The sequence below is a fragment of the Prevotella fusca JCM 17724 genome, assembly GCF_001262015.1.
Taxonomy (GTDB): Bacteria; Bacteroidota; Bacteroidia; order Bacteroidales; family Bacteroidaceae; genus Prevotella; species Prevotella fusca.
Map to the genome: position 1 here is coordinate 1,072,956 of NZ_CP012075.1, position 25,555 is coordinate 1,098,510.

The following is a 25,555-nucleotide window of genomic DNA, read 5'->3' on the forward strand; positions in this document are numbered from 1 at the left end:
TAGGCTGGCTATAAAAATATGTTCAGCCTCAAATGACCCGCCTTGGACTGAAACAGAATAAGGTTAACTCCCTGTCTTTTCGATAAAAAACGAACATCGTTTTGCCGTAGCCGGAACTTTGAAATATATTTACATAAAAGTTTATCTTCCTGCCTTGAAACACGTATGAAAACCCTTTTCGTTTCGCACATATAACTAACTGCTGTCCAATACATTACAAAGCTATGCAGAAAAAGGTGCTTAATTGGACTTCAATTAACGCCCTTTTGGACTTCAATTAACGCCCTATTGAACGTCAATTGGGGCTTAATTCGAGTGCTGGAAAGCATAGATTGAAAATGACAAGAGGAAAAAACAGGACAAAAAAGACTCCCCCGACCCCTCCTTTTCGGAGAGGTCGGGGGAGTTCCAGTATGGAATAACTGAAGTATTCCGAAGGGATTAAAGAGGATTATATGGTTTTATTACCCCTACATGTGACAGAAGAACAGCACGAGCACCTGTGCCGTGAAGATTCTGAGGAACATGCTGAGCGGATAAACCGTTGAGTAACCGATGGCTGGAGCCTCACCTGCACAGATTGAATTGGCGTAAGCCAGTGCTGGAGGGTCGGTATAGGTTCCGGCAAGCATACCCATGATGGTGAAGTAATTGAACTTATACTTCAGACGGGCGATGGTTCCAACGATGAGAATCGGGATAATGGTAATGATGAAACCTGTGTAGACATACTTCAATCCGTCGCCCTGAATAACTGTCTGCCAGAAGCTCGCTCCAGCCTTTATACCTACGGACGCAAGGAAGAGTGCCAGACCAATCTCACGCAGCATCATGTTGGCTGACGTTGTGGTGTAGGTCACAAGTCCCATACGATGACCGAAACGACCTAACAGAATGGCGATAATCAGCGGACCACCAGCCAGACCGAGCTTCATTGCTACAGGCATCTCGGGGATAGAGATAGGCAGACTTCCGAAGATGACACCGACGATGATGCCGATGAAGATGGTTGCGATGTTCGGCGTGTAGAGACGTTTCTCGGAGTTACCCATCAGCTGGGCAACACGGTTCACATTCTCCTCCGGACCGACAACCATGATACGGTCGCCCACAATGAAGCAGTGGTTGCGACCGGCAAAGAGGTCCATACCCTGACGGCTGATGCGTGTCACGTTCACGCCATAGACTGAACGGAAGTGCATCTTGCCCAGTGTCTTACCGTTGATTGCGCTGTTCGTGATGATAATACGACGGCTGATCATACGCTGCGGCTGGTCTTCTTCGTGCCAGTCAACCTCGATTTCCGGACCGATGAATGCCTGAATAGCCTTTGCGTCACTCTCGGCACTGACGATGAGTATCTCGTCACCCATCTCAAAGACGGTTTCAACCGTCGGAAGGGTCAGCTCACCGTTGTGCATGAGACGCGTGCAGACAATGTCACGGTTGAGGAACTCCGAAATCTCTTTCAGCTTCCGCCCTGCGATGTAGGTGTTCTCCACCCTAAGATACATCGAATGGGGCTTCGCCTGTGGATTCTCAGCCTCTTCCTCCTGCAGCTTATCGTTCTCTTCCTTGAGGTTCACCTTGCAGATATAACGCACGGCAATTGTCGCACCGATAATACCAAGTACACCCAACGGATAGGCACAGGCATAACCCGAAGCAATGTCGAAGTTCATGCCATTCTTGAAGACACTGTACAGTGCCTCATTGGCAGCACCGAGACCCGGCGTATTCGTTACGGCACCGTAGAGCGTACCTATCATCATAGGCAGGCTGCTGCTATCCTTGGTATCGAAGAAGATAAAGTAGCAGGCAAACATCACAAGGATGTTAAGCAGTATCGCTACAGTCGAGAGGATGTTAAGTTTAAGACCGCCTTTACCGAAGCTCTCGAAGAAGCCCGGCCCCACCTGTAGACCAATCATGAAGACAAACAGAATCAAACCGAAGTCTTGCAGGAAGTTAAGGATAGGCAGTGGTCCCGTAAAACCAATGTGCCCGGCAACGATGCCCACAAACAAAATAAAGGTAACGCCAAGCGAGATACCTCCAATCTTAATCTTGCCAAGATAGACACCCAAGGCAATAACACAGGAATACAATGCCACAATGTGAACTACAGTATCCTGTTTGTCCGGAGAAAAAATATCAGTTAACCAAGTCATAAGTATTATTTATATGGGTGCAAAGGTAAGGATTTAAAAGCATATAAACTAATCTTTGGTGGCGAATTTTAAATAACTGTCTGCTTTTCGGGGTAGTTAGCTGCGCCTGATATGTGTGAGAACTTCTTTGAAAAGACACAGAAAGCCATCCGGAACACCATCAAAAGCCTCCCAGACTCCAACAATTATCACCGTTTTTCATCACAAATGGCTGATAATAGGAAGATTTTGTCTATATTTGCCGATTAAAACGAAGTCCAGAACAGACATGTCAATCAAAAACAAACTACAAACGCTCTCTTTCCGCACAGGTGTCATCGTGCTGCTTATGTGCGTACCTTTCTATGTCCTTTCCTTTGCCCAGATGTTTCTGCCAGTGTCAACTGCCACGAAAGGAATACTGCTGACCGTGTTCTTCGGACTGGCAAAGAGCTTTCAATATGGCGGCATTGCAATCCTTGGAAAGGAAGGATACAAGCGTGTGAAAGGTTATTTCCGACGGAAGAAGGCACAGGAAAACAACGAAGCACCGACATACAGTGAGCCCGTCCGCTGCTGTCCCGACCTCTTCTCCAATCCCGATATTCTCGCAGGAATCCGTCTTGTCATCTTCGACTTCGACGGAACTCTCGGCGACTCGCAGCAGCTTATCACCGACACGATGCTTGCCACAATCGAGAAACTCAACCTGCCCGAACGTACCCGTGAGGAGTGTGCCCGCACGATAGGCTTACCGCTGAAGGAATGCTTTTCCTCTATCATCCCCATGACCGACGAGCAGGCGGAACAGTGTGCCGAAACCTATCGGGAGATATTCAATGTGAAGAACGTTCCCGGTGCCGTGACTGCCTTTCCCGGCGTCAAAGAAACCCTTGAAAGGCTGTCGGAACGGGGTATAAAGATGTCTATTGCAAGCAGCCGAAGCCACCACTCCCTCGCCTCTCTTGTACAGGATTTAAAGCTATCCTCATACATCACCTATCTCATTGGTGCCGACAATGTTACGAATCAGAAACCGGCAGCAGAGCCCGTCACCCGTACCCTGCATCACTTCAATGTAGAGGCTCACGAAACACTTGTCGTAGGTGACACCGAGTTTGATATTCTCATGGGACGGAATGCAGGTACACATACCTGTGGTGTGACCTACGGAAACGGAAGCCGGGAGAGTCTGGAAGAAGCAGGTGCAGAGTGGATAATGTGTTAAATTATGTATAATCATTTGGCGGTTACACAGAAAACCACTACCTTTGCACTCGCAATTCAGGAATGCACTTCGGTTCATGAATGAATTTCATTGATAATTAACATCGCGGGTTGGAGCAGTTGGTAGCTCGCCAGGCTCATAACCTGGAGGTCGCATGTTCGAGTCCTGCACCCGCAACTACACAGCTTAGAAACGCTTAGAGATAAGGTTTCTAAGCTGTTTTCGTATGTAATAATCTGCGAAAACCGCTCCCCTGGAAACCTCCGCAAGCTCCTCCGAAGGAGGCGATGTTGCAGACAGCAATGGGATGCCATAGATGACGATGGGGGTTTACAGGTGGCAACACACGCCCCCCTTCGGAGGAGACAGGGGAGGTTTTCACCCTTCATCCGCCTGAAATATATTTACAACAAGACCTGCCTTTCCTTGTTCTCGGACAGGGAAAGGCAGGTCTTTCTTTATGCTTTATAACAATCAGACAACCAATCGGTTACAAGACAGTGCACGAACTGGTGCTTAACAGCGTTGCTACTGACGCCTAATTGCAGTCCAATTAACGCCCTTTTGCATTACAACTAAGCACTGATTGGAACGCTATTGATGCTTGCTTCAAAGAACGGATGCATAATCTTATGATGTTTTATTTACAAAGGGAGCGTTCAGAACGGACGGATACAAACTTTCCCTTGACCCTCCACGTGCTTTATCCACACCTTATTAATATGCAATCTTGTCAACAGCCGCCTTCGTGTACACGTTGATCAATATTCAATCTTGTCGATTGTCGGCTTCTTGATTTCCGGCATCGGAGCCTTTACGCTTGGTTCCGCCTGTCCTTCCGGAACATCAGGAACGATGACTGGCTGCTCGGGTTCTGTAGGTTCTTCCACCTTTGGCGCAACCTCCTTGGGTTTTTCCTCCTGCTGTTTCTCCTCTTTGACTTCCTTTTCCTCGATTTCCTCCTTCGTGAACACAGGAGTCTTCGGACCGTTGTCAATACCGATGACCTCACCCGACATATCCACCTCATACTTACGGGGCGGTGCCATCTGGCGAGTCTCCATAAGGATTGCAAGGATTATCGCACCTACAACCAGAGCGATGGCGCAGATGGACACAGGGGTCTTATAGGTTGGTTTCTTCTTCATTCTGTCTTGCCTTTATCTGTTTGTTCCTGTTTTTCTTTCCGTTCTACTTCATTCCGTAATCTGCATGCAGTACGGCAGAGGCTGCTGGAGAATAAGGAAAGTAACCGTCGGCTGGTTCTCCTTCGTGCAGATCAGCGTACTCTTGTCGCCCTTCACAGCGTTGCCCATGTCATAGCCCATCGCCTTCACCTGCGACTGCAGCCCTGCGAAGGCTGTGCGGTTGAACACATACACGTAGACCGTCTTGCCGTTCTGTGCAAGAAGAACCATGCTTGAGTTGCCACGCTTCATGGCTGTCGGGAGGAAATCCTTTGTCAGATTCATGTTCTTCACCCAGTTATAATCCTTCCCGAACTCGTCGGACGAGACGCCTTTATAGCTGTATCCCTGCCTTTCCAGCACCTGCTTGCCCGTGTAGAGCGTCTTTGCCTGGAAAATCTTGATGGCATCAGCCACCGAGACAACATCTCTCTGCGCCTGCATCCCCGTAGCGAAGAGGAGGGCGGTGAGTAGGAGTAGTATCTTTTTCATTCTGTTTCGTTAGGTTTATCCCATGCCTGCGAATGCCCGCTTTCCTTGCGTGCAACCGTAATATGACACGTTACAAATTTATGAAAAATATGGATAATAAGCAAGAAAAGGAAGAAAAAATGAAAAAAGCACACATCATCGGGCATATTCCCAAGCTGTTTACTGCCGTGATTTGCCGGTATCAGCGTGGTTTATATACTATGAGCAGCGGCTGGTTTCTGCATATCCTGCACCGACAAGCAGACTGGACAAAACGCAACTGTGGCTGTATCGAAACAAGCATTGACACGCTCCAGTGCTTCGATACAGCCACAGTTTATTTCTTTCACGCAGCAGGTTATTTCCTCAACGTGGCACGTTCCTCACGGAGCCTTGTATAGGCAGCCTCCTTTGCCTTGGTGCGCTGCTCGGAAAGACGTGCAATGATACCGTCAAGCTCCTGTGTAACAGGCTTGATTCTTTCCTGTCCCTCCGCTCCTCCAAGCACCTTGTCAACCATGCAGAAGGGGATGTCCTTGGCCATCTCTTCCAGTTCCTTTCCGTGTTTGGTAAGCGAAACAAAGGTCTCACGTGCATCCTTTTCATTTTTTACACGGTTGACAAGCCCTACCTTTTCCATGCGCTGGACAAGCGGTGTCATCGTGTTTGAATCGAGATAAAGGCGTCGTGCAAGTTCCATTACTTTCAATCCGTCTTTCTCCCACAGCACCATCAGTACGAGGTATTGCGGATAGGTGATGCCCAGTTTGTCGAGCAATGGATAATACGTCTGTGTGATAAGTCGGCTGGCTGTGTACAGTCTGAAACAGAGTTGGCTGTGGAGTTTTAATTGGTCGTATGCCATCTTTCTTCTTAATAATGCTTTTGAGAGTCAATAATATTTATTTTATCCTGATCTATTTGTTACCAGAAGCGGTATTAATTTCTGCAAAGATACAATAATTTCCACCTAACACTACTGATACAAGAAAGGATTTAACATTTATTGCACGGAAAGCAAAACTCTTTTAAATACTCTGAAATCCCCCATTAACACTTTCGATATATTCAAATAGCTGTTCCGAAGGGAAACTCCGAGCTCATGAAAGCAATGGTCATAGAGGAAAAGAAAACCCAGAAAGGAGGGAGATTTAACAGGGAGAAGGGGGAGATGGGATGATAAAAAAGGAGAGGGAAGAAAGGAGAACAGAGGGAAAAGGGTTCTTCCGTTAAACACATAGATTGTAATTATAAAGGATTACATACCTGCATGGTATGACTATCCGAAAACAGATGGTCCTACAAAGGGGAACAAGTTACAAGATGTAATGTAGAAAGACAAACAAAATATTTTGCCTATCTATTAACAAGTTTGCCGTCTTCTATAAACAACTCATCCCCATACCCAACCTATGTTTGTAAACTATTTTCATGCACCTCAAAACCAATACATGGTCTTTTGGCTTCTAAAAGACGCCCAATTGAGTTGCAATAGACGCCCTTTTGAGACCTTACTGACGCCCTTTTGAAGTCCAATTAAGCACCTTTTCTTACACGACCTTATAACCAGTTGATTTACTGTTGGTTGCAAACTTGCTTTTCATGCGTGTTCTTGCCTTTATTAGTAGATGTTTTATCTGAAATTATGTCATGATTTTTCAACGCCTTATCTGCAAAGCAATATATTATCTTCAACAACTGATAGCAGCTCATAACACTTTGCCCTCCAAAATCTCTAATGATTTGGGCTTAACGGATGAACAGAAAAAGGACAGGAACAGGACGGGACTCAGAGTGGGAAAAACAACGGAAACAGGCGTTTACAGGTGCATAAAAACACTTGCAAACGCCTGTTCTATAACAGATAGGGGCAGCTTACTGCCGATTACTCAAAGTAATAAAGGAAGGTAGCGATGCCCTCAAGTGCCGGCTTGCGCTCACCCTCAATCTCAATCTGGAACTTGATGCCAGCCTTGCAGATACCACGGAGGTTCTCGATGCTGTCGAGCGATGCAACAAGACGGATACGTGAACCGGTGAGAACCGGACGACCGAAGCGCATCTTGTCCATACCGTAGTTGACCATCATCTTGAGATTATTCACCTCAATGATTTCCTGCCACATGTGCGGAAGCAGCGAGAGCGTCAGATAACCGTGGGCGATTGTGCTCTTGTAAGGGCTTTCCACTGCAGCACGCTCCGGCTCAACATGAATCCACTGATGGTCGAGGGTTGCGTCAGCAAAGAGGTTTATTCTTTCCTGGTCAACGAGAATCCATTCGCTCTCGCCGAGCTTTTCGCCCAGACGGGCAGCAAGCTCATCGTAATTGTTTACTGTTAATTTTGCCATAGTTATTGTTTTCTTGAAGTTTAGGGGTTGGGGGATGCATGGGAGACAAGCGGCGACAGGCGGAGATAAGCGGTTACGAGCCGCTTGCGAATGATGCTGGCGGGTGCCGCTTATGGGTGGCTTATGTGTCGCTTATGGTTGCCAGTGGGGCTGCAATTGTTGGAGTGGCAAGGTTTATTACAGGCTTTGACCAATGCCTCCTGCCAGTTATCACCCTGCAAAAATACTAAAAACTTTCGGATTTCCCAAATCAACTGACAGGACTGAAGGTGTTGCGAATCACTCTTCCAAACCAACTGGCAGATGTGAAAGTGAGGTGAAACACGCCCCGGAACTGGCGGGAGAAGCAGGGATGACGTGAGACTTCCTGAATCATCTGATGCCCGTAAAGGCACTATGGAAAGAGCGGAAGTAGTAGAGTGTCTCGTGACGTGCCTCGCTGTTGAGCCACCACATCGGCTCCTCCCCCGATGCATGGCGCTGCAAACGCTCCAGACAAAGGGCGATCTTACGCCTGTTATTGCGCATCTGGGTCATATCAGCCTGTGCAGGCGACTTCTTCGCCAACGACTCACAGCGCAGCCGTTGCATGAAACGGTCGTAACGGTTATAGAGCCGTGCCAGTTCCATCATCTTCTGCTGGTCCTGCTCAATGCCGTCAAGACCGAGCAAGTCAGACAGATGTTCATAGCCCCAGTCGTCAGCCTTCAGCCAGAACCACTGGAACGCCAGCTTCTCTTCCCTCACAAGCAGTTCTTCTGCCAGTGCGTCCTCGTCAACACCTTCCTCCTGCAGACGCTGGAAGACAGAGCGTGCAAGGCGTACCGGGTCAAGCTCGATTCCCTCGACTGGCACCGAGCCCTTCGCCACCATGATGCGCCAACGGCTGTCCTTATGCTTCACAAGGGCATTGAACGAGCCCATCATCAGTGCCGACAGCTTGCCCGTAGCAGGCTGGTCGCCTACCTTTTCCATATTTCCATACCGGTTGCGAACCGACAGTGTGCCGTCCTCGTACCATATATACTGATACGACTGACCGAGGTCGCTCAAACTGACAGCAAAACGGTCGTCGCTGCTGTTGCCCACAAAACTATAGTTAAAAACCGACAATTCAGCGACGGATATTTTCAGTTCGCCTGTCACCATCCTACCATCAGGGTCGGTGATATTGAATCCTGCGAACGGCAGATGAAGTTCCAACGTGAACGGAGTACTGCCATCAGCAGGCATCAGCGTGCAGAGCAGCGGCCTGCCGTCACTGAGGTCGGCTTTGTGCACCTCGTATCCGTCGTCCACTTTCCGTGCATCCTCCACCTCAACCTCACCGTGATTCCAGTGAATGCTGAAGACGGTAGACTTTGGCTCCAACCGTTCCACCTGCAGGAATTCCGCCGGTTCCACGCCCAGGCTGATTATCCCGACGGGCTTCACCTCCTCGCCTTCATCGCCGATTACCTTTGCCTCGATGCGTCCCACGGGGGCAGTATCACCCCACTCCTCCGTACCTTTCCGACGGAAGACGACGGAGCTCTGTTGCACCTGCTTTGCCTCCTGCCCTTCCCGGCAGAGGCTGAAACGTGTAGACTTGCCGAGGAGCGGAGTCCTCACGAAGGAGCTATAGTTATCGGGTTGATAATTCACCTCGGTCCACGCCTGTGAGCCCAATGTCGTATTATCCATATCTTGTGTTTATTGACTGATTATTTGTAATGCCATGCCCTTGGAGCAATATGATGGGACAAATTTACAAAAAATATCCGAAACGGAGAAAGGGGAAGGACGGGAAAAGCGGGACTGGGCAGCGGAAAGGCTTGAGGAAAGACGGGAGGAGGTTGTTCCGAGGCAGGGCATCGGAAGCAGGAAACGGATAAGGGAAAGACTGCCATGGATCAGATAATTATAGAACTGCAGAATTATCAGTGCCGAATTGCGTTCCAACTAACGCCCTTTAAGCGTTCAATTAAGGCTTAGTTGCAGGTCAATTAAGGCTTAGTTGCAATGCAATTAAGCATCTGTTATATTCCATGCGTGACTTTATTCTTACAAAAGGGTGTTTTGTTTCTGACGGGGTCAGTGGAATCCTGCAACATTATGGAGCTGTGAGAATATGCCCGGATTATCAAGGTTTCACACGGAGCGAAGGAGTGAAAAGCAATCAGGCATTAGCTGCGATGCAGCTAATGCCTGATTCTAAGCTATAAATCTGATGTCTCCGAGTTTCTTGCAGCAAGTAACAGGCAACACATGAATCCGTAAACCTGTCTACTCGTAAACCAAACAAGCAACTTGTCAACTCGTAAACTTGAAACTCTCTCACTCCTAAACCTTTGCCATCGCCTTGAGCATTGGCAGACTTACCTTTGCTCTTTCCCGAAGGAGGTCAGCCGGCTTGGCATTAGAGCCTTGCGGCAGCATGTGATAGAGCAACGGAACCTGAAGGAGGAGCAATGGCTTCTTGAACTTATCCTTCTGTCCGACCCGGGTGTACTCGTAAACGCCTAACATGTTTGCGTTGAAGTTATTGATAGGGAAGCCCAATTCCCCCAAGCCTTTCTGCTTGCCTATGAAGTCGGCATTGGTACCACTGTCCGCAAAGAGTCCCATGACCACACCATCTTCCTTAGAAGCAAGCATAGGGGCAGACATAGACAGGTATCTTGATGCAAAGATGTCAAAGATAGCCGGCACCGTTGAGCCGACGAAGCTGTTGTATTCGTCATCACTCAGCTTGCCTGCTGAATGAGCCTGCGTAGCCTGATTGAACAACTTTGCCAAAGCAGCATAGAAATCCTTGTCCCAGATTGCCGTCTTGCGAAGCGTAACACCGCTTGCAGCCGTCTCCTTCAGGATAACATCATTGCCCTTGATGCTAAAGCTCAGCGTTGAAGGGTCAAAGCCGAAGTGCAACTCCATTTCAGAGTTATTGACATCAAGTGCCACCTCAGAATCAGAAACCTTCACCAGCTTACCCGAAATCTGGGTTACGAGTTCATCCATACTCTTAGTAGAAGACGTGAGTTTCAGCAGGTCATACCCATAGAGATGATATTCCTTTCCGATAAAATCGTTCAAACTTCCCTGTGTTACCATGATGGTATCACACTTGTCCTGATTCTTCAGAACAAGATTGACTGTGCGCACCTCGCCCGTTGTGTTGGCATTGAAATGCGCCACGAAAGCATTACCCTTGTCCTCGGTTGATGCTACTACTGGTGCATCGCCATTGTCGGCAAGACTGATGGCAGGCTCTGCTCCCACCTTCGTGTAAGGCAGTGTGAGTGTTGTTGCCTCATCGCTGACAACGTAATACTTCTCACCCGTGTACTTGAAGACAGCCCCGGTCTGGAGGATTGGGACATTTGTCGAGTCAGCTCCGTTCTTGATTGTCAGCACAGCAGAACGACTGTCAACAGCCGCATTGTTGGTAACACTGACAACTACAGAATCGTTCTTCAGCTCGGCAGTAGCCCATGTCTCACTGACGGATACCGTTGAGCCGGCAGGTGCGGTAAACTTCACACCACCCTTCTGTGCATTGGCATTGAAGAAGAGGTTTGAACTGACCACCTGTACAGGGTTCTCGCGCAGGTAGCTGCTACCCGCATCGTTGTCGTCACTGCAGGCAACGAAGCCTGCAGCGACAGCAAAGAGGAAACCGATATTGAATATCTTTTTCATAAGCCAATCACTTATTTAATTCTACTTGTTTCTTATTCCATGCTGGAAGAAAAGTGTTCCAGTCCACATCAAGGCGGGCAACACGGTTAGGCATATACTGTGGCATCACGAGTGCCGCACCGCCGTTTCCACCGTCCAGATGCTCGTCAAGCGACTCTGCAGGCTTTGCCGGTGATGAACCTGAAGCCTTCTTCGTCAGCACAGGGTTGAGCCATCTGTCCCAATATCCTGCCATGTTATCCTGTGAGAACGGCTCACCTGTGTATGCCCAGAGGACGATGCGCTCTGTGGTCAGACCCGTGTACTGAGGCTGTCCGTTGGAAATCAGGAACAACGGACCGCACAGTGACGCACTGATGTCGCCATTGTCAGCGATGTTGAAGGTAATAAGGTTGTAGGCACCATTGCCTGCTCCTGTACCACGGCTTGCATCAATATTGAAGGCATTACCGATATAGTAGGTTGCACTTGAGCTTCTGAGAGTCATCACCTTCTGTCCTGACTGCATCAGGAAGGCATGTGCCGAAGCCACGTAAGTAAGCTGGAAGAGGTAGTTTGCACCGTATGGACTCTCTACATCGAGGAAGTACTTCCTGTTGTTTCCGCTGCCCACGTATCTGATCTTGGCAGTACGTGTGTTCTGGACAAACTTCATCTGTCCGCCATCGCGTACGAGAGAAGTCATCGTGAGCTGGTAATTACCCAACAGAGCCGGCAGGTCGAACTGCAGCACCTGTACCTGAGCCTCGTCAGCACCGTTTGAAATCTTGATCTTTGCACCACGTGCCTGTGTAGCCATTGCATTGGCATCCACCGTAATGGTCAGCTTGTTGCCTTCCTTGCTGAGGTGAACCCATGAAGCATCGCAGCTGATGTTGAGCTTGTCAAGATAAGGAATGACCTTCGTGACGGTCTTTTCACCATTTGAAACGCTGATGTTACCAAGAACCTTGGCAACGGTATTGACATCAACATACGACTCTGTTGTCTCAACACCGTTGGCAGACAGCTTCGCAGTTGCGGTATCAAACGTCAGGTCATGCACCCGTACACCGTTCAATGTAACCGGCTGGTAGAGGCGGATGCCCTTGTCGGTAAAGGCATAAGCCGAAGCCACGACACGTGTTGTGCCGTCATAGATAGCCAGCTGGCGTGAGTCAGCATCGGTGATGACGAGCGTGTACGGCTTTCCGCCGATGTTCAGCTTCACCTCCGAGAAGATGAAGATGCTGGAAAGTTCGGTCACCTTCTCCATGTATTCAGCAGCATCAGCAGAGAGTTTGCGGAGATACATGTGGTTCAGCGAACGCTTGCCGTGCACCTTGATGCAGTCAGAACCGATGCTGTCGATAACAAACTCGAAGTCACCTTCCTTGCCACGGAACTCGCCCTGCTTAGGGGTTGCATAGGTGTGGAGGAACGTATTGTAGGTATCGAACGACAGAACCGGTCCGCTGTCCTCCTTCATCTTGTAGAGCGACTTCACCTCTCCGTCGTCAGGCTTGTTCTCATAACGCACGATGGCATTGTCACGGGTGAACCTGATGGTATAAGCCACACCACCGTAAGACTGGTTGCTCTCAGGATAATAGTCGAAAGCCCAGCCATGCTGTGCCTTCACCAGCGTGTCCTGTGCCTGCTGCAGGAACTTCTCCATACGGTCAGAGTAAGACGAGTCGAAGACATCATCCTGATCTGTCAGACATGACTGGAGGACAAGTGCCGGCAAGGCAAGCAGAAGATATATAAATAGTTTTTTTGCTTTCATATTATGATCCTTTCTTAATTAATTAAGATTTGTCAGATTATAACTGCCGCTGACAACGTCGTTCTCACGTTCGATAACCGCATCACGCACCTTGTCAAGGTCGATATTGAACGACTCCTTGTAGTAACGTTTGCATATCTCGAGCTTCTTGTTGATGGCAGTCACACCCGGCTGGTCGCTCACCGCCTTGCCGTTTGCATCGACGATGACAGCCTTCTTCAGGATAGCATCCCACTGCTCCTTGGTAGAGATGATATAAGTACTTACCATCTCGGCAATGTCCTCACGCTCTTCCTTCTGCGAATAGGCAGTTACGAAGCCACGCTGTTCGAAGCCTGTTCCGTACTTGCTTGAGCTCCATGAGTCGTTGACATAACCGCCCGGCGTAACCTTTCCGAACTCGCGCGGATAGTCCTTCGTCTGGTTGACGATGTGCACGAACTCGTGGTGGATGGTCTTGAGATAATACTCATCCAGGTAGGTACGGTTGTTCTTGTACTCATCCAGATGGTTCACACCCAGGAGACGGATCTTCTTTCCGCCCTCGGCAGTACCCAGCTTGAACGACCCGCTGTTCTCAAACTCGAACTCACCGAGGAAGCTGAAGAGCTTCGGGAAGTAGCGGCGTGTGAAGTCGATGCCGGCTGCCTGCGTGTAAGCCTCTACACAGGTGTACTTGATGATGTGTGCCAGTTCAACTGACTGGGCAGAGTCGGCAGGAACATCATAGTAAGACATATCCGACTCGTTATCCTCATAACGCCACTGAACCTGAATGTTATAAGGTACGACGAAGTTCTTGTGCAACCACTTGTCAAAGACAGTCTCTGCCGTCTTTGAGGGCTTGATGACGCTCTCACTTGACAGGTCTTCGTCCGAACAAGCAGTGAAGCCTGCTGCGACAGCTGCCAATAGCGACAATGCCAATATATTCTTCTTCATTTCTTTTCCTTTTTAATTAGCTGTTAAAACGTAATGACACCCGGGCTGAGTGGACGCTGGTTGACCAGCGAGAGCTCAGGCTTCTTGTACTGTGAGATGTCAACGAGCTTTGTAGAAGAGCTGAGTGCCTTTGTAGGGTTGCCCGCTACACCAGCCTCACGGATGCTCTGTGGTATCTGTACAGTCTGACGTGGGTCATCCTTCACCAGCCAGTCGAGGTTCTTCAACGGCTTGCCATTGGCACCGATCAGACGGCGTGGTATCTCGATGTTGTAACGACGGATGTCGAACCAGCGCATTCCCTGATGTACGGTCTCGATACGACGGAAGTTGAGCATGCACTGCAGCAGTGACTCCTGTTCAGAACCTTCAGCACCGATGGTGAAGCGTGGGCTGATGTGTTTCTTGAAACTCGGCACCAGCTTCTCAGCATCATCGTAGGCATAAGGAACGGAATTGAAGTAAGCGGTCACACTTGCCGGTGTGAGCGTTACTGACGTGTTAAAGTAGTTCTGCATCCAAATTGTCATGTCAGCGCAGGCTGCATCGTTCTGACCGAGCATGATTTCAGCCTCAGCACGGTTGAGCAGTGCCTCGTCAATAGTGAAGTCGACGTTCAGCGTACGGAGATAACCCGAACCGGTTGTCACGTTGACAATCTCCACCTCACGTGGGAGCTTCATCGTCATGGCACAGTTGCTCTCACCCTGGTTGATGGTAAACGGCTTCCAGATAAGGTTCGACTCCGTCCCCCAGATGTTGTTGCTCTCAACCACCTCCGTCTGTGAGAGATAGTTTGTCAGGGCATAACGCTTGTAGTAGTTCCATGGTGCAAGTGCCATACCGGCATTGCTGACGCTGGTCTGGATAAGCAGGTTGCACTCAGCCGCAACGTTACAGTAAGCCTCGGCAATCTTCACAGCCTGGTCAGAGTTACTCAGCGGCATTGCCTGCAGTGCCTTGTAGTCGCGGAGTGAGGCTGCCGGATTGCTGCCCAAGAGCCTGTCAGCATATTCCTTTGCCTTGGCCCACTTCTCATAATAGAGGTAGAAACGGGTTGCAAAGGCGTAGGCAGCCTTCTTGTTGAAGTGGTACTTCTGCACCTCGTAGGTGTCATTGATCAGCGGGATACCAGCCTCAATGTCAGCAGCTATCTTCGCATAGACGTCAGCCACGTTGCCACGCTCACCCTGCTGTGCACCTGCCGAGAAGTCAGCAATGTCGGTTGCATAGTAGATACCTGCATCGGTCGTGCTGGTCTTGCCATTGTAAGGACGGCAGAACTCGTTGGCAAGGATGAAGTGGTTATAGGCACGCAGCAACAGTGCCTCACCCTTTGAATTGCGGAGCGACTCATTGTTTGCACCGCCGAGTTCCTCGATGGCAGCTAGAGCCTCGTTAGCCTTGTAGATGCCTTCGTAATAGAACATCCACACCTGCTCTGGTGAGTCATTGCCACCCTCCGTATGTTCCTGCCAGAAGAAGTACTGGTCACCGCCACGGTCGCCCAGGCTATTGCGTGGTCCCATGTAGTCAGTATTGTCAGACATCCACTCGTTGAAGAGTGTCGGTGTACGGTCAGGATAGGCTGTCACCAGCAGTCCCGCAACCTTCTTCGGTGTATCCAAAGTCGTACGGTTGTCGGGCAGCGTATCCAACTGGTCGGAACAGGATGCGAGCATCGCTGCGGATGCAAGCACCAGACTGCTCTTGTATATGATATTCTTTATTTTCATATTCTTTCTATATTAAGTTACTTCAGTTCCCGATTCAGCTTCCGGAGGCGGAAGACAGTGGCAGAACACCGCCGTTCTTTGTCATTCCACGATGTTACAAACGGCTTGTAATCATGTTACAAAGGCTTTGTAATCCTATTACAAACGGCTTGTAATCATGTTGCCTGTGCCGGCAAACCTCCTGCTGAGCATGAACCTCAGTTAAGATATTAAAGACCTAATCTCAATGTCAGGGTGAACTGCTTTGGAACCGGGGCAGCCACACCACCCGTATTGAAGAACTCCGGGTCCTGACCGTTCAGCTTCTTGTCAGCATAGAACAGGAAGAGGTTGGTTGCCTGCAGCTTCAGTGCGAGACTGTTTGCACCGATGTGTCTGATCATTGCAGCCGGGAAGGTGTAGCCCAGTGAGATTTCCTTCATGCGGATGAAGTCACCCTTTGCAATACGTGCATCTGAATAGTTATAGGCATTGTAAGCCACGTTCAGCTGTGGGTTATTGCGGTTCTGACGGCGTGAAGCGATGACAGGGATGTCAGTAGAAGCCTCGTCGCCACCGTGTGTCCAGCGGTTGCGGAACTCCTTAGGCAGTGCGTCCATGTCGTCATAGGTACGGTTGAACACCGGGTTGAGACGTACCTTGTTGCCGAAGCTGTAAGTTACGAATACGTTGAGGTCCCAGTTCTTGTAACGGAAGATGTTACCGAATGAGCCGGTTGTCGTCGGGTCAGCAGGACCTTCATACTTCAGATACTTGATCTTCTCCTGGTCACGCTCCTGGAGGTTGATGTCGGAGATGGTTCTGTTGCCGTCCTCGTTCATGAACGTCGGCAGACCCTCGCCGTTAAGTCCAGCGAACGGGATGCTGAAGATGGAGTTGACAGGATAACCTACAAGACTGTAACCTGTTCCCTGTACGAGGTCGATGACACGTGCATGGGTGAAGAGGCTGGTAATCTCATTGTGGGTCCATGAGAAGATGAAGTTCGTCTCCCAGCTGAAGTCCTTGCCCTTGATGTTATGTGTGTTCAAGGAGATTTCCATACCGTTTGACTTCATTGAAGCAACGTTGGCAAGGTTGTAGGAACCCAGCTGTGGATGGTTCACGTAACCGATAAGGTCACTATTGCGACGCCAGTAGAAGTCGGTGGTAAGGTTGATGCGGTTGTCAAGGAAACCGAAGTCGAAACCGAGGTTGAACTCACGCTTCTTCTCATAGGTAAGGTTCTTGTTACCGAACTGCTCGTCGTAACCAGTCTCCTGTACGGTTGTGAACGGACGCCAAGGCACTGTTGCCGAGAAGATTGGCAGTGAGTTCGTAACAGGAGGACGGTCACCGGTGAGTGAATAACTCAGACGGAATGTCGCATGAGTCAGCGCCTGCTTGAACAGCTTGCTGAACCAGCCTTCCTCGTGTGCGTTCCATGCACCGGAGACGTTATAGGTCGGCAGCCAGCGGGCAGAGGTAGCCTTGCCCAGATAGTTCGTACCTTCATAACGGAAAGTACCAGTCATCTGGTAGCGGCCCTTATAAGAATAGGTACCTGTACCGAAGTAAGCAAGACTGCGGATGTGGGTGTTTGATAAAGAGTAATAGTCCGTACCCTGCTCCTGGAACATCTTGAAGGCACGGTAGTTCAGCTTGGCAATCTCGCCAGCATCGAACATCATACCCCATTCACGGTCGAAGGTCTGCTTACGGTCAACGCTGTTGCTTTCCACACCGGCATAGAGATTCACGATATGAGTATCGTTGAAAACATCATTATATGCAGCCGAAAGACGTGTGTCCCAGCCGAAGAAGTGGTTACCTGTCCTGTCGAGAATACCGCCCTCAGGGAGGATTGACTCAGGAAGGGCGAACGGATTGTCCGGATCCTTGTAGAGGTAAGGGTTCGCATCACGGATGGTCGTCGTACCCATAGCACGGTAAGCCAGCGCCTGGTTGGAGTTCTCGCGAACGGAGTGCTCCATGGTTGAAGCCGCACTCTTGACAGCCACCAAGGCAGTAAGTTTCACCTTCGTGACAGGTTTATAGTCAACACTTGCCTGTACACGGAAGTCGTGTACGTTAAGGTCCATATAGTTGTTGTTCAACTCGTTGAAGATATTGAACGGAGCATAGTTACGTGTGTAGAACTCGTTAGGGTCGAGTGTACGTGACGTATTCAGAGAGTAAGAGTAAGGGTTGATGTCGAACGCACGGCTTACGGCACCTGTTGCAGGGTCGATGGTACGGCTCAGTGAGCCCGGAGCCCTCTGCTTACGGTAAGAAGCATTGGCAATAAGGTTCAGACCGATCTGCTTGTTGATGTTGTAAGTGGTATTGATGTTACCAGTGTAACGCTGCACACGGCTTGACTTGTACCATCCCGGGTCATACATTGCAGAGAGGGAAGCATAGTACTGCCCCTTGTCCGTACCGCCTGATGCACTGACAGAGTGGTTATGCATGATTGAGCTTGAGAAAAGCTGGCCGAACCAGTCGGTGTTGCGGTATTCCGCTGCACGCAGGTAAGCATCACGTGCTCTCTGTGTGTTCTCCAGACCGAACTGTCCCTTTGTAGTGTCATACTGGGAGAGCAGCTGGTACATACGACCGTAGACGCCACTCGTTGAGGCATTTGCAATCTCGGCATAGTTCAGGTAACCCTTCTTCTCCAGCTCACGGTAAACCTCCATCTGGTCCTGTGAGTTCATGATATTGAAGTTCCTGTAGCTTGGCTTCAGACGGAGGGTGTACTCGCCGGTATAGCTCAGATGGCTCTGACCAGCCTTACCCTTCTTCGTCGTCACGACAATCACACCCGCCATGGCGCGCGCACCATAGATAGATGTAGCCGAACCGTCCTTCAGAATCTGGAAGCTCTCAATGTCGTCAGCGTTCAATCCGGCAATGGCTGAAGAAATCAAGGTCTTCGCATCACCTGATGACAACGAACTTGCATCAACATTGGCAATGTCTTCCATGATGACACCGTCAACAACCCAAAGCGGCTTTGACGAACCGAAGATTGACGTGGCACCACGCACACGGATCTTCGGAGCAGTACCGAACGTACCTGACACGTTCTGCACGCTCACACCGGCAGCACGCCCTTCGAGCGAACGGCTCACGTCAGCCATACCATCCAGCTTCGCCTTTGAAGCGTCAATCTTCGTGGCAGCACCTGAGAAGAGGCGCTTGTCCTGCTGGGTCATACCCGTCACGACAACCTCGGTGAGCTGGTGATTGTCATTGGCAAGCACTACCTTCATGCCATCCTTGGCAGCAAGGGTCTGCGTGACCATACCGATGTAACTGACTACGAGTTTCTTTCCTGCAGGAACATCGAGCGAGAAGTGACCGTCAATGTCGGTGACAGTACCCGTCGTGGTACCCTGTACCATGACTGACGCACCGATAACGGCTTCCCCGTCGTCCTGAGAAACTACGGTACCATTGATTTTTGCCTGACCGAATGCCGTGCCCAAAGACAGGATAAGACCAAACAAAAACAGAGTAAATCTTTTCTCCATAGATCTCTTTTTGTTATTAAATGAATTATTATTGTGTTACTGTTTCGCTAAACTGCATGTATAAAAGTTTCGCTCAACTTATGCGCAACTGTTTGCTTTACCTACGTTTAACAGTCTCCTGAACTTACGTATCCTTGTTCGCAGCACAATCCTTTCACAAGGAATAAGTCGTACTCATTATATAATAAGGGCATACCGCCACTCATTCATAATTCTTAAAATCTTTTACCATATAGGCTGCAAATTTAGAAATTATTTATAACAACCGCAAGTTTTTATCATCTTAAATTACATTTTCTATTAAATTTCAGCTTATTAATTACTAATCCTAATAAAAACCGCATAAATAACACCTATAACAGCAAACCAACACCGATTCATCTATGAACCGCCCGTAAACCATCTATAAAACCTTTTATTTGCTGACTACTAACTCCATGAAGCAACACCTGTTCATGGGTATTGCGGAGAGGAAAATAGGGATTGTCAGAAGTTTACCGCACACCAATACTTCAAAATACTTATGATAATTATTCTTTTGCAACAGTATAATCTAATTACACCTCGCTCTTCTTCCTTATCTCTTCCAAATTAATTTGCTGCTGTTTAAGATATGCATCGTACTCGTTGGCATTCGCATTCATTCTACCTATTATAAACTGAGCCAATCTGTGCATTTGAGTGGCGAAAAGAACAGGAATATCATTATTGTCCTCCCGATAATGCTCAAGACTATGTTCTACACCTTCCTGTAGATGTTCAAAAGCATATTGCCCGTGAAGACCACCTTTTACAATTTCATTACAAACCTTTTTTAATCTTTTGCTTCGTTCTACAACTGTTAATGGTTCTATACAAGCCAAGTCGTGAGTGGAGTCATTCTTATAACAATAGTAAAGCCATATCTCAAAGCATGGATTACTTATTATCCAGTTGCCTCGGTCAGCAGCTGGCTTAGAAGAAAGAATCTTCTGTAACTGCTCATAGAATTCATCAACATCAGACAACAGGAACACCTCATCCATCTTGTCTAAATGATGAGACAGATTGTTAAGTACAAACTCACCAGCATCACAAATGCTCTGCCATTTTTCCTGCATTTGATATGGCTGTAACCCTTGCCTTTCTTCTGTAAAGAACAATACCTTTAAAGCTGAAATCTTCTGACCATTAATAAGCTCTTTCAGGAAATCTTTTTCTCTTTTTTCTCCACCAGAGATAATAAGAACAAGTGATGGTGTACGGAAACTGTCACCCTTCTGATAGCCGAGAGGCAGAGCAGAAGGTGTATCAACGCTGACAGTTTCATTTTCTTCTACATTTGATTGTTCAACTTCTTCTTCGTGCTGAACAGGCTTTTCCAAAGTCTCTTCAGACTCACCTTTTTTGTATGTTAGCTTTGAAAAGTCCATAAGCTATTACATATTCAGCTCTCCAATAAAGGGAATTGCACCATAACGTCCTTCCATATATCCGTTTTCAATCTTGATGGTATTATGAATCTTAAACTCATTTAGTGAGTACATCCTGGTGCTACCCTCCTTCTTCTCCACCATCCAAACCTCATCTGTACGGATAAAGTCCTGATTCAACAAACAAGTCTGGTGAGTAGTGAATATCAGCTGACCTGTTGTTTCCTGCCGGGAGAAGTATTTTACCAACTCTCTTATGAGATGCGGGTGAACACTATGATCCAGCTCATCAATCAATACAGTTTTCCCCAGCTTTATCGCATCATAAAATGCAGGGACAAGCGTAAGTAAACGAACGGTGCCATCTGACTGAGCCATGATATCCATATCCTTTGAGAAGCCGTTTTTTCCGAACTGCTCAAACATCAATTGGCTGACTTTTCTGACTCCTTCCTCTATAACGACATTTCTTATATTCCTATTTTTATCAAATGTAGAAATTGCTCCAGACTGCATGTTCTTTAATCTTTCAATAGGCACATCGGTTTCATTATGAGCGCGAATCCAATCATCAAAATCCTCTGTTTGAACCTTAACCTCATTGATTCCTAAGTCAACAACCTTAAAAAGGTCAGATGCAAATTTATTGATATCTTCATTTTTTCTGAATATCTCTATTAAAGTCGGGCAGATTGTATTTAGACCTATTAAAACCAACTCTTCATGAAACCACCTCTTGGCAATTGCGATGTGCTCATCAGTTAACACAGGCATATCATCATTAATCGTCAATAAACTTGCAAAAGGGTTCTTCTCTAACCATCCTCTAATCATCCGCTCCACCTCATCTGACGGCTTTACTGCGAAGAATAAGGACTCACCATCTCTTGTAAACACATCTCTGTTCTCTTTAAAGCCAAGTCCGGATTCCTTTAATATTTCAGACTTAATCCCATCTTTAGCGATTTCCACAGAATAGAGGTATGCTTTTCCTATTTCTGTAACAAACTCTATTGCCAGTTCTATCGGTTGGGAGTCGGACTCTTTCCTTAAAGCATAAAAATATCTGGAGACTTCTGATTGATTTAAGAACTCTTTATCAGTTACCAACGACTTGATAAATTCAACTCCCTTTAACATATTAGATTTGCCTGCACCATTAGCACCATATATGGCAGCCATTCTCAGTACAGGTAAAACGCCTGCTGCCTTTGAGATATGATCAGGAAGCGATGTTCTTTTCATATTAGGGAACATATCAAACTGGACCTCATCTTCAAATGACAGGAAGTTCTTTAATATAACTCGGAGTAACATAATGCACAGATTTTAAATGAACATAATTGAATAAATACAGATAATATCTAAATATATCTATTATTTCACAAGTGCAAATATATAAAAAAAAGATTAGTCCGTGAAATTTTCACGCAAAAACGCGACATGTTATCCTATTTTCAGCGCAGATCAGTTCATTAGAGCCTGAACAGGTTTTGTTTTACTATCGAGCTGCTGGTCTTTGTAACAAAGGCGTAGCAGGCTACGGCAAGCTAAAATGGACTGACACGATACCGACAAGAAAACAAAAGATGTCAGGAAACAGTACGATTAATAAGGATAATGAGCCTATTGTAGTCAACTTAGAGAGTGGGATTGAATTTCCTCACGACTCCAAAAGGCTTCGTTACCCCACGGAATAATTTTGGAACGACACGTCCTTTTGTAAAAATAAAATCAATCACGGAAAACAACAGGTGCTTAATTGCGCTGCAACTAAGGCTTAATTGGACGCTTAAAGGGCGTTAATTGGAACGCAATTAAGCACTGGTTATTTTACGACTTTACAATCAGCTGATACTCTGCAGATTGCACGTTTGACGCCTCACCCTGCCTTTTCATGATTTTAAAAAGGTTTTTCCGTTTTTATGTAAGAATATTTCATCGCTTCACATCAGCTGTCCGGTCTCCTTTTTCATACTTCTCTAAAAGAGGCTTTATGTGTCTATACAAGGAAAAACAAGGAACAGGGAAGGTGAAGAAAAGCATTGCCGGCGCAGTGCTCTTTCACCTTCAGCACAAAAAAAGGGGCGTACAAAGCTGTACGCCCCTGCTTGATTACAAATCTCATTTCCAACACAGGATTCCTACCTGACACGTACCTTCCTGCCATTGACGACATAGACGCCCTTGGCAAGACTGCTGAAATCAGAAACAGCCTTGGCTACGCAGATGCCGTCAAGCGTAAAGACATCGAATGTGGCGGATGGAGCTGCCTGCGGAGTGGGGGATATTCCATTGGCAGCAGACTGGACGGTGAGCTGTGCGGGGAAGTAGTTGAAGAGATAGTTGTCAGCAAGACCGCCAGCTACTTCAATGACATACTGGCCGGGCACATCGAAAGAAGAAACCACCTTACCATCACTGTCCTTAACGGTGAACACAGGTGCTTCCGTGAGTTCCACGGCCGTTTCGTTGTTCTGCAGTCCGTCCACAGTGTAGCCGAAGACCGGCGTTTCCCCTATGCCCACAGTCAGGTTCTTTGCACGGAGATTGGCAGTGGCTTTCTGTACATAGAGGTATCCGCTGGAAAATTCCACCTCCTCTTCCGTGATGGAACCACGGGAAACACTGATAACATATCTTCCCACAGGAGAAGCAGGCGTTGCCTCGCATGTCAGCAGAGGCGTACCATCGACATAGTCACCCTTCATCTGCCACCCGAACTTCGGATTTGCCTTGCCATAAGTTCTTGAGGCATTGCGCACCTTAATGGTAGTACCGAATTCAACGACGTTGAAGTCCTTCCACTGGTCACTGCTTTTATAGAGATTCTTTGTACCTGACGGAATCTGGAGCCGGGTAACAATCCTGTTAAGGTCGGCGAACACGTTGCGCCCTAACGCTGGCACTTTCCTTGCATAAAGACGGATAGCAGAGAGGGTGTTATTGCCGGCAAATGCCTCATCACCAATTTCCTTGAGCGTATTGGGCAGCGTTACCTTCGTCAGACTGCTGCAACCTGCAAGCCCATAGCTGTGAATCCTGACAACACCTTTCCTCACTGTAAGTTCTCCTGTATTGCAAGGCAGCACGGATATGATTTCCGTTGTGTCCTTTGTCATCAGTATCCGCCCGTCAAAGATATAGTTCCGGCTGTCGTCTGCAGGTATGGATATGGAGTCAAGGCGTGACAGCTTGCCAAACGCCCCGTCTGCGATGGAAACAGTTGTCTTGGGAAGAATGAGCCTGTGCAGGGTCTTGCAGCCATAGAATGCACGCTCTGGAACTTCATGCTTCACGGTGGTCAGCTGCCGTTTACCATCTATAAGGTAAGGCTCTCCCCCATCAATAATCTCCGCATCACCGAGGTCGAGTTCTGTAAGTGAACTGCGCAGCATCATTCCGTTCACGTCACATCCCGCAATCTGACGGATGGTGCGCAGGTCGGTTGAGTTGATTCTGCCGTTCACCTTCAACTTTGAAATCCTGTTATAGGTGGAATCACTGATGAGTGATGACAGCTTTCCGGGTTCGCTGACACTGACAGTATCCTGGAGCAGTTCGCCATGTATCCCCTCAAAGCCTATAATCATGTCCTGATGTTCCGAAAACTTATTGCCTGTAGGGTTCAGAAGACTTATATCATAGAATCCATCAAAGTTTCCTTCCCATCCCCAGTTAACCCACACCTTGCCGCTGGCATCGTATCCGCACAGCACGAAAGCGTGTCCGCCGTTCTTGGAATCCAGTCCTGTATAGAGGATGGCACGGCGTGCGTTGAGCTCGTTGAACACCATGTCCATCCATGCTTCCTCACTGTAGTCCTCACGCACGAGCATCTGGGTTGTCTCCGAGTAGCCGAAGTTACGCCTTAGTCCTTCACAGGCATTCTGCATATAGGTTCCCGAAGCATCAGTGGCATACATCATATCGGCTGCCACACCGCAATCAAGCATCAGCTTTGCCACAGCCTTTCCCTGCGCCTCGCTGTACTTACCCTTGTAGCTGTCAATCATGTTTGCCCAGTCATACACACTCTCGTCATAGTTGACCGTCACCAGCTTCTTCGTTCCGTCAGCCTGTTTGACGCTCACGGAGTGCGTGCCTGTCCCCTTCTTAGGATAGCCGTTGTAGCTCATTATCTGCGCCATGGCTGTAGCCACACATCCCGTTACGGCTCTTCCCGTACCGCCATAGCCCTGCCAGGCACCTGTTCCTGAGGCTGTTGCTTCAGGACAGAGGTCATTGTAAGGTCGTTCCTGTCCCCATTCCGACGAGATGAACGAGGATACCTGCGGGGCATACTTGTCAGCATTGGGCATGACCATCTTACTTGGAGTGCCCTTTGCCACTATGTTATTGATGGCGTTCTCGGCAGCAGTGAGATACCATTTGAAGCCCTCGTTCTTAGTGTTCTTGTCGAAAACAGTGCTCGAACAGGCAATAACAGCCGGGACGAGGTCGTCATTGCTGATGATAACGAACCCTCCTTTCTTATATCCCATGACGGTATATGCCTTGTTCGCCTGTAGCGTCTTGAGCTCGTCTCTGTGCGCACCGCTCATACTCAGTGCCGGCGACTGGCTGAACACCTGTGCTGCTGCGGCTCTGATGGCAGCCTTTGTTCTTGGTGCGGCTGAGATTGACAAAGCTATGCTTAGTGCCAACAACAGACTCATGGATAATCGTTTTCTGAAGTTCATCATACTGAATGGATGTGATTGTTTCTGACTTTCCTGCCTGCCGACAGCATTCCTGTGGCAACTGGTTCTCAGCAAACAGGTATTTTTCTTATTGTATTTTTACTGCTGTCCTGCCCCCGACACCATTGGTGCTTACCAACAACACCACATGTGACAGGCAAAAACACACTGGTCGGAAACGGTAAGAAAGTTCATTGTTGGCATTATATAGTCGGTTTCTTGTCCGTCTCTGGAACTCGGCGTGATCCGCTACGCCTTCGTTACAAAGACCGACCACCTGCCCGACTGTAGAACAAAACCTGTTCAGGCACTAATGAACGATTGGGGATTACCAGACAGCATAAACTGTAGTTATAAACACGAAGATATGGAACCGCAACCCTTCAATGAGGGTTCCGGTTCCATTAGT

Annotated in this window: 17 protein-coding genes and 1 tRNA gene; 4 read left to right on the plus strand and 14 right to left on the minus strand. The window is 48.1% G+C overall.

The genetic code is table 11. The features are described 5' to 3' along the window. Window positions 1-470: 470 nt before the first annotated feature. Complete coding sequence (locus ADJ77_RS11680) at window positions 471-2,171, minus strand: putative transporter (RefSeq protein WP_050696450.1); 1,701 nt, start codon at window positions 2,169-2,171, stop codon at window positions 471-473. A 268-nt stretch (window positions 2,172-2,439) separates the two neighbouring features. On the opposite strand from ADJ77_RS11680, the gene ADJ77_RS11685 reads away from it, so the two are divergent. After that, window positions 2,440-3,378, plus strand: coding sequence for an HAD-IA family hydrolase (locus ADJ77_RS11685; RefSeq protein ID WP_025078208.1), 939 nt, complete (start codon window positions 2,440-2,442; stop codon window positions 3,376-3,378). A 104-nt stretch (window positions 3,379-3,482) separates the two neighbouring features. Next, window positions 3,483-3,555 (plus strand) — tRNA-Met (locus tag ADJ77_RS11690). Between the two features lie 584 nt (window positions 3,556-4,139). On the opposite strand, the gene ADJ77_RS11695 is transcribed toward ADJ77_RS11690, so the two are convergent. Further along, entirely contained in the window at window positions 4,140-4,526 is a 387-nt protein-coding gene (locus tag ADJ77_RS11695) for a hypothetical protein (RefSeq protein ID WP_025078209.1), read from the minus strand. Between the two features lie 48 nt (window positions 4,527-4,574). Then, window positions 4,575-5,057: a hypothetical protein gene (locus tag ADJ77_RS11700; protein ID WP_025078210.1), complete on the minus strand. Its 483-nt coding sequence runs from the start codon at window positions 5,055-5,057 to the stop codon at window positions 4,575-4,577. 119 nt (window positions 5,058-5,176) lie between these two features. On the opposite strand from ADJ77_RS11700, the gene ADJ77_RS11705 reads away from it, so the two are divergent. Next, window positions 5,177-5,437, plus strand: a complete 261-nt coding sequence (locus ADJ77_RS11705) for a hypothetical protein (protein WP_148301592.1) — start codon at window positions 5,177-5,179, stop codon at window positions 5,435-5,437. Here ADJ77_RS11705 and ADJ77_RS11710 read toward each other — a convergent pair. From ADJ77_RS11710 to ADJ77_RS11770, 10 genes are all read right to left on the minus strand, one after another. Continuing rightward, window positions 5,395-5,901 (minus strand): MarR family winged helix-turn-helix transcriptional regulator, encoded by a 507-nt coding sequence (locus ADJ77_RS11710; protein WP_025078212.1) that lies wholly within the window; start codon window positions 5,899-5,901, stop codon window positions 5,395-5,397. The two genes, ADJ77_RS11705 and ADJ77_RS11710, sit on opposite strands and share 43 nt — an antisense overlap. 1,020 nt (window positions 5,902-6,921) lie before the next feature. Beyond that, window positions 6,922-7,386 (minus strand): MaoC family dehydratase, encoded by a 465-nt coding sequence (locus ADJ77_RS11720; protein WP_025078213.1) that lies wholly within the window; start codon window positions 7,384-7,386, stop codon window positions 6,922-6,924. A gap of 372 nt (window positions 7,387-7,758) precedes the next feature. Next, window positions 7,759-9,069 (minus strand): hypothetical protein, encoded by a 1,311-nt coding sequence (locus tag ADJ77_RS11730; protein ID WP_025078215.1) that lies wholly within the window; start codon window positions 9,067-9,069, stop codon window positions 7,759-7,761. Window positions 9,070-9,708: 639 nt separating this feature from the next. Then, window positions 9,709-11,067: a BACON domain-containing protein gene (locus ADJ77_RS11740; protein ID WP_050696452.1), complete on the minus strand. Its 1,359-nt coding sequence runs from the start codon at window positions 11,065-11,067 to the stop codon at window positions 9,709-9,711. 7 nt (window positions 11,068-11,074) lie between these two features. Continuing rightward, a complete protein-coding gene (locus tag ADJ77_RS11745; RefSeq protein WP_050696453.1) occupies window positions 11,075-12,835 on the minus strand; it encodes a DUF4302 domain-containing protein in 1,761 nt (586 codons plus the stop codon). An 18-nt stretch (window positions 12,836-12,853) separates the two neighbouring features. Next, entirely contained in the window at window positions 12,854-13,777 is a 924-nt protein-coding gene (locus tag ADJ77_RS11750; protein ID WP_025078217.1) for a zinc-binding metallopeptidase, read from the minus strand. Window positions 13,778-13,800: 23 nt separating this feature from the next. After that, window positions 13,801-15,513, minus strand: coding sequence for a RagB/SusD family nutrient uptake outer membrane protein (locus ADJ77_RS11755; RefSeq protein ID WP_025078218.1), 1,713 nt, complete (start codon window positions 15,511-15,513; stop codon window positions 13,801-13,803). Window positions 15,514-15,722: 209 nt separating this feature from the next. Further along, complete coding sequence (locus ADJ77_RS11760; RefSeq protein WP_050696454.1) at window positions 15,723-19,031, minus strand: SusC/RagA family TonB-linked outer membrane protein; 3,309 nt, start codon at window positions 19,029-19,031, stop codon at window positions 15,723-15,725. Between the two features lie 557 nt (window positions 19,032-19,588). After that, window positions 19,589-20,443: an RloB family protein gene (locus tag ADJ77_RS13605; RefSeq protein ID WP_081784429.1), complete on the minus strand. Its 855-nt coding sequence runs from the start codon at window positions 20,441-20,443 to the stop codon at window positions 19,589-19,591. A gap of 6 nt (window positions 20,444-20,449) precedes the next feature. Further along, entirely contained in the window at window positions 20,450-21,760 is a 1,311-nt protein-coding gene (locus ADJ77_RS11770) for an AAA family ATPase (protein WP_025078220.1), read from the minus strand. A gap of 176 nt (window positions 21,761-21,936) precedes the next feature. Between ADJ77_RS11770 and ADJ77_RS11775 the strand changes: the two genes are divergently transcribed. Next, a complete protein-coding gene (locus ADJ77_RS11775; protein WP_050696455.1) occupies window positions 21,937-22,143 on the plus strand; it encodes a hypothetical protein in 207 nt (68 codons plus the stop codon). 444 nt (window positions 22,144-22,587) lie between these two features. On the opposite strand, the gene ADJ77_RS11780 is transcribed toward ADJ77_RS11775, so the two are convergent. Further along, window positions 22,588-25,149, minus strand: a complete 2,562-nt coding sequence (locus tag ADJ77_RS11780; RefSeq protein WP_025078221.1) for a C10 family peptidase — start codon at window positions 25,147-25,149, stop codon at window positions 22,588-22,590. Window positions 25,150-25,555: the final 406 nt, after the last annotated feature.

What these genes read in the sequence shown, in the direction of transcription:
- ADJ77_RS11680 (WP_050696450.1), bottom strand. Translation starts at nt 2,171, where the DNA reads ATGACTTGGTTAACTGATATTTTTTCTCCGGACAAACAGGATACTGTA.
- ADJ77_RS11685 (WP_025078208.1), top strand. Translation starts at nt 2,440, where the DNA reads ATGTCAATCAAAAACAAACTACAAACGCTCTCTTTCCGCACAGGTGTC.
- ADJ77_RS11695 (WP_025078209.1), bottom strand. Translation starts at nt 4,526, where the DNA reads ATGAAGAAGAAACCAACCTATAAGACCCCTGTGTCCATCTGCGCCATC.
- ADJ77_RS11700 (WP_025078210.1), bottom strand. Translation starts at nt 5,057, where the DNA reads ATGAAAAAGATACTACTCCTACTCACCGCCCTCCTCTTCGCTACGGGG.
- ADJ77_RS11705 (WP_148301592.1), top strand. Translation starts at nt 5,177, where the DNA reads ATGAAAAAAGCACACATCATCGGGCATATTCCCAAGCTGTTTACTGCC.
- ADJ77_RS11710 (WP_025078212.1), bottom strand. Translation starts at nt 5,901, where the DNA reads ATGGCATACGACCAATTAAAACTCCACAGCCAACTCTGTTTCAGACTG.
- ADJ77_RS11720 (WP_025078213.1), bottom strand. Translation starts at nt 7,386, where the DNA reads ATGGCAAAATTAACAGTAAACAATTACGATGAGCTTGCTGCCCGTCTG.
- ADJ77_RS11730 (WP_025078215.1), bottom strand. Translation starts at nt 9,069, where the DNA reads ATGGATAATACGACATTGGGCTCACAGGCGTGGACCGAGGTGAATTAT.
- ADJ77_RS11740 (WP_050696452.1), bottom strand. Translation starts at nt 11,067, where the DNA reads ATGAAAAAGATATTCAATATCGGTTTCCTCTTTGCTGTCGCTGCAGGC.
- ADJ77_RS11745 (WP_050696453.1), bottom strand. Translation starts at nt 12,835, where the DNA reads ATGAAAGCAAAAAAACTATTTATATATCTTCTGCTTGCCTTGCCGGCA.
- ADJ77_RS11750 (WP_025078217.1), bottom strand. Translation starts at nt 13,777, where the DNA reads ATGAAGAAGAATATATTGGCATTGTCGCTATTGGCAGCTGTCGCAGCA.
- ADJ77_RS11755 (WP_025078218.1), bottom strand. Translation starts at nt 15,513, where the DNA reads ATGAAAATAAAGAATATCATATACAAGAGCAGTCTGGTGCTTGCATCC.
- ADJ77_RS11760 (WP_050696454.1), bottom strand. Translation starts at nt 19,031, where the DNA reads ATGGAGAAAAGATTTACTCTGTTTTTGTTTGGTCTTATCCTGTCTTTG.
- ADJ77_RS13605 (WP_081784429.1), bottom strand. Translation starts at nt 20,443, where the DNA reads ATGGACTTTTCAAAGCTAACATACAAAAAAGGTGAGTCTGAAGAGACT.
- ADJ77_RS11770 (WP_025078220.1), bottom strand. Translation starts at nt 21,760, where the DNA reads ATGTTACTCCGAGTTATATTAAAGAACTTCCTGTCATTTGAAGATGAG.
- ADJ77_RS11780 (WP_025078221.1), bottom strand. Translation starts at nt 25,149, where the DNA reads ATGATGAACTTCAGAAAACGATTATCCATGAGTCTGTTGTTGGCACTA.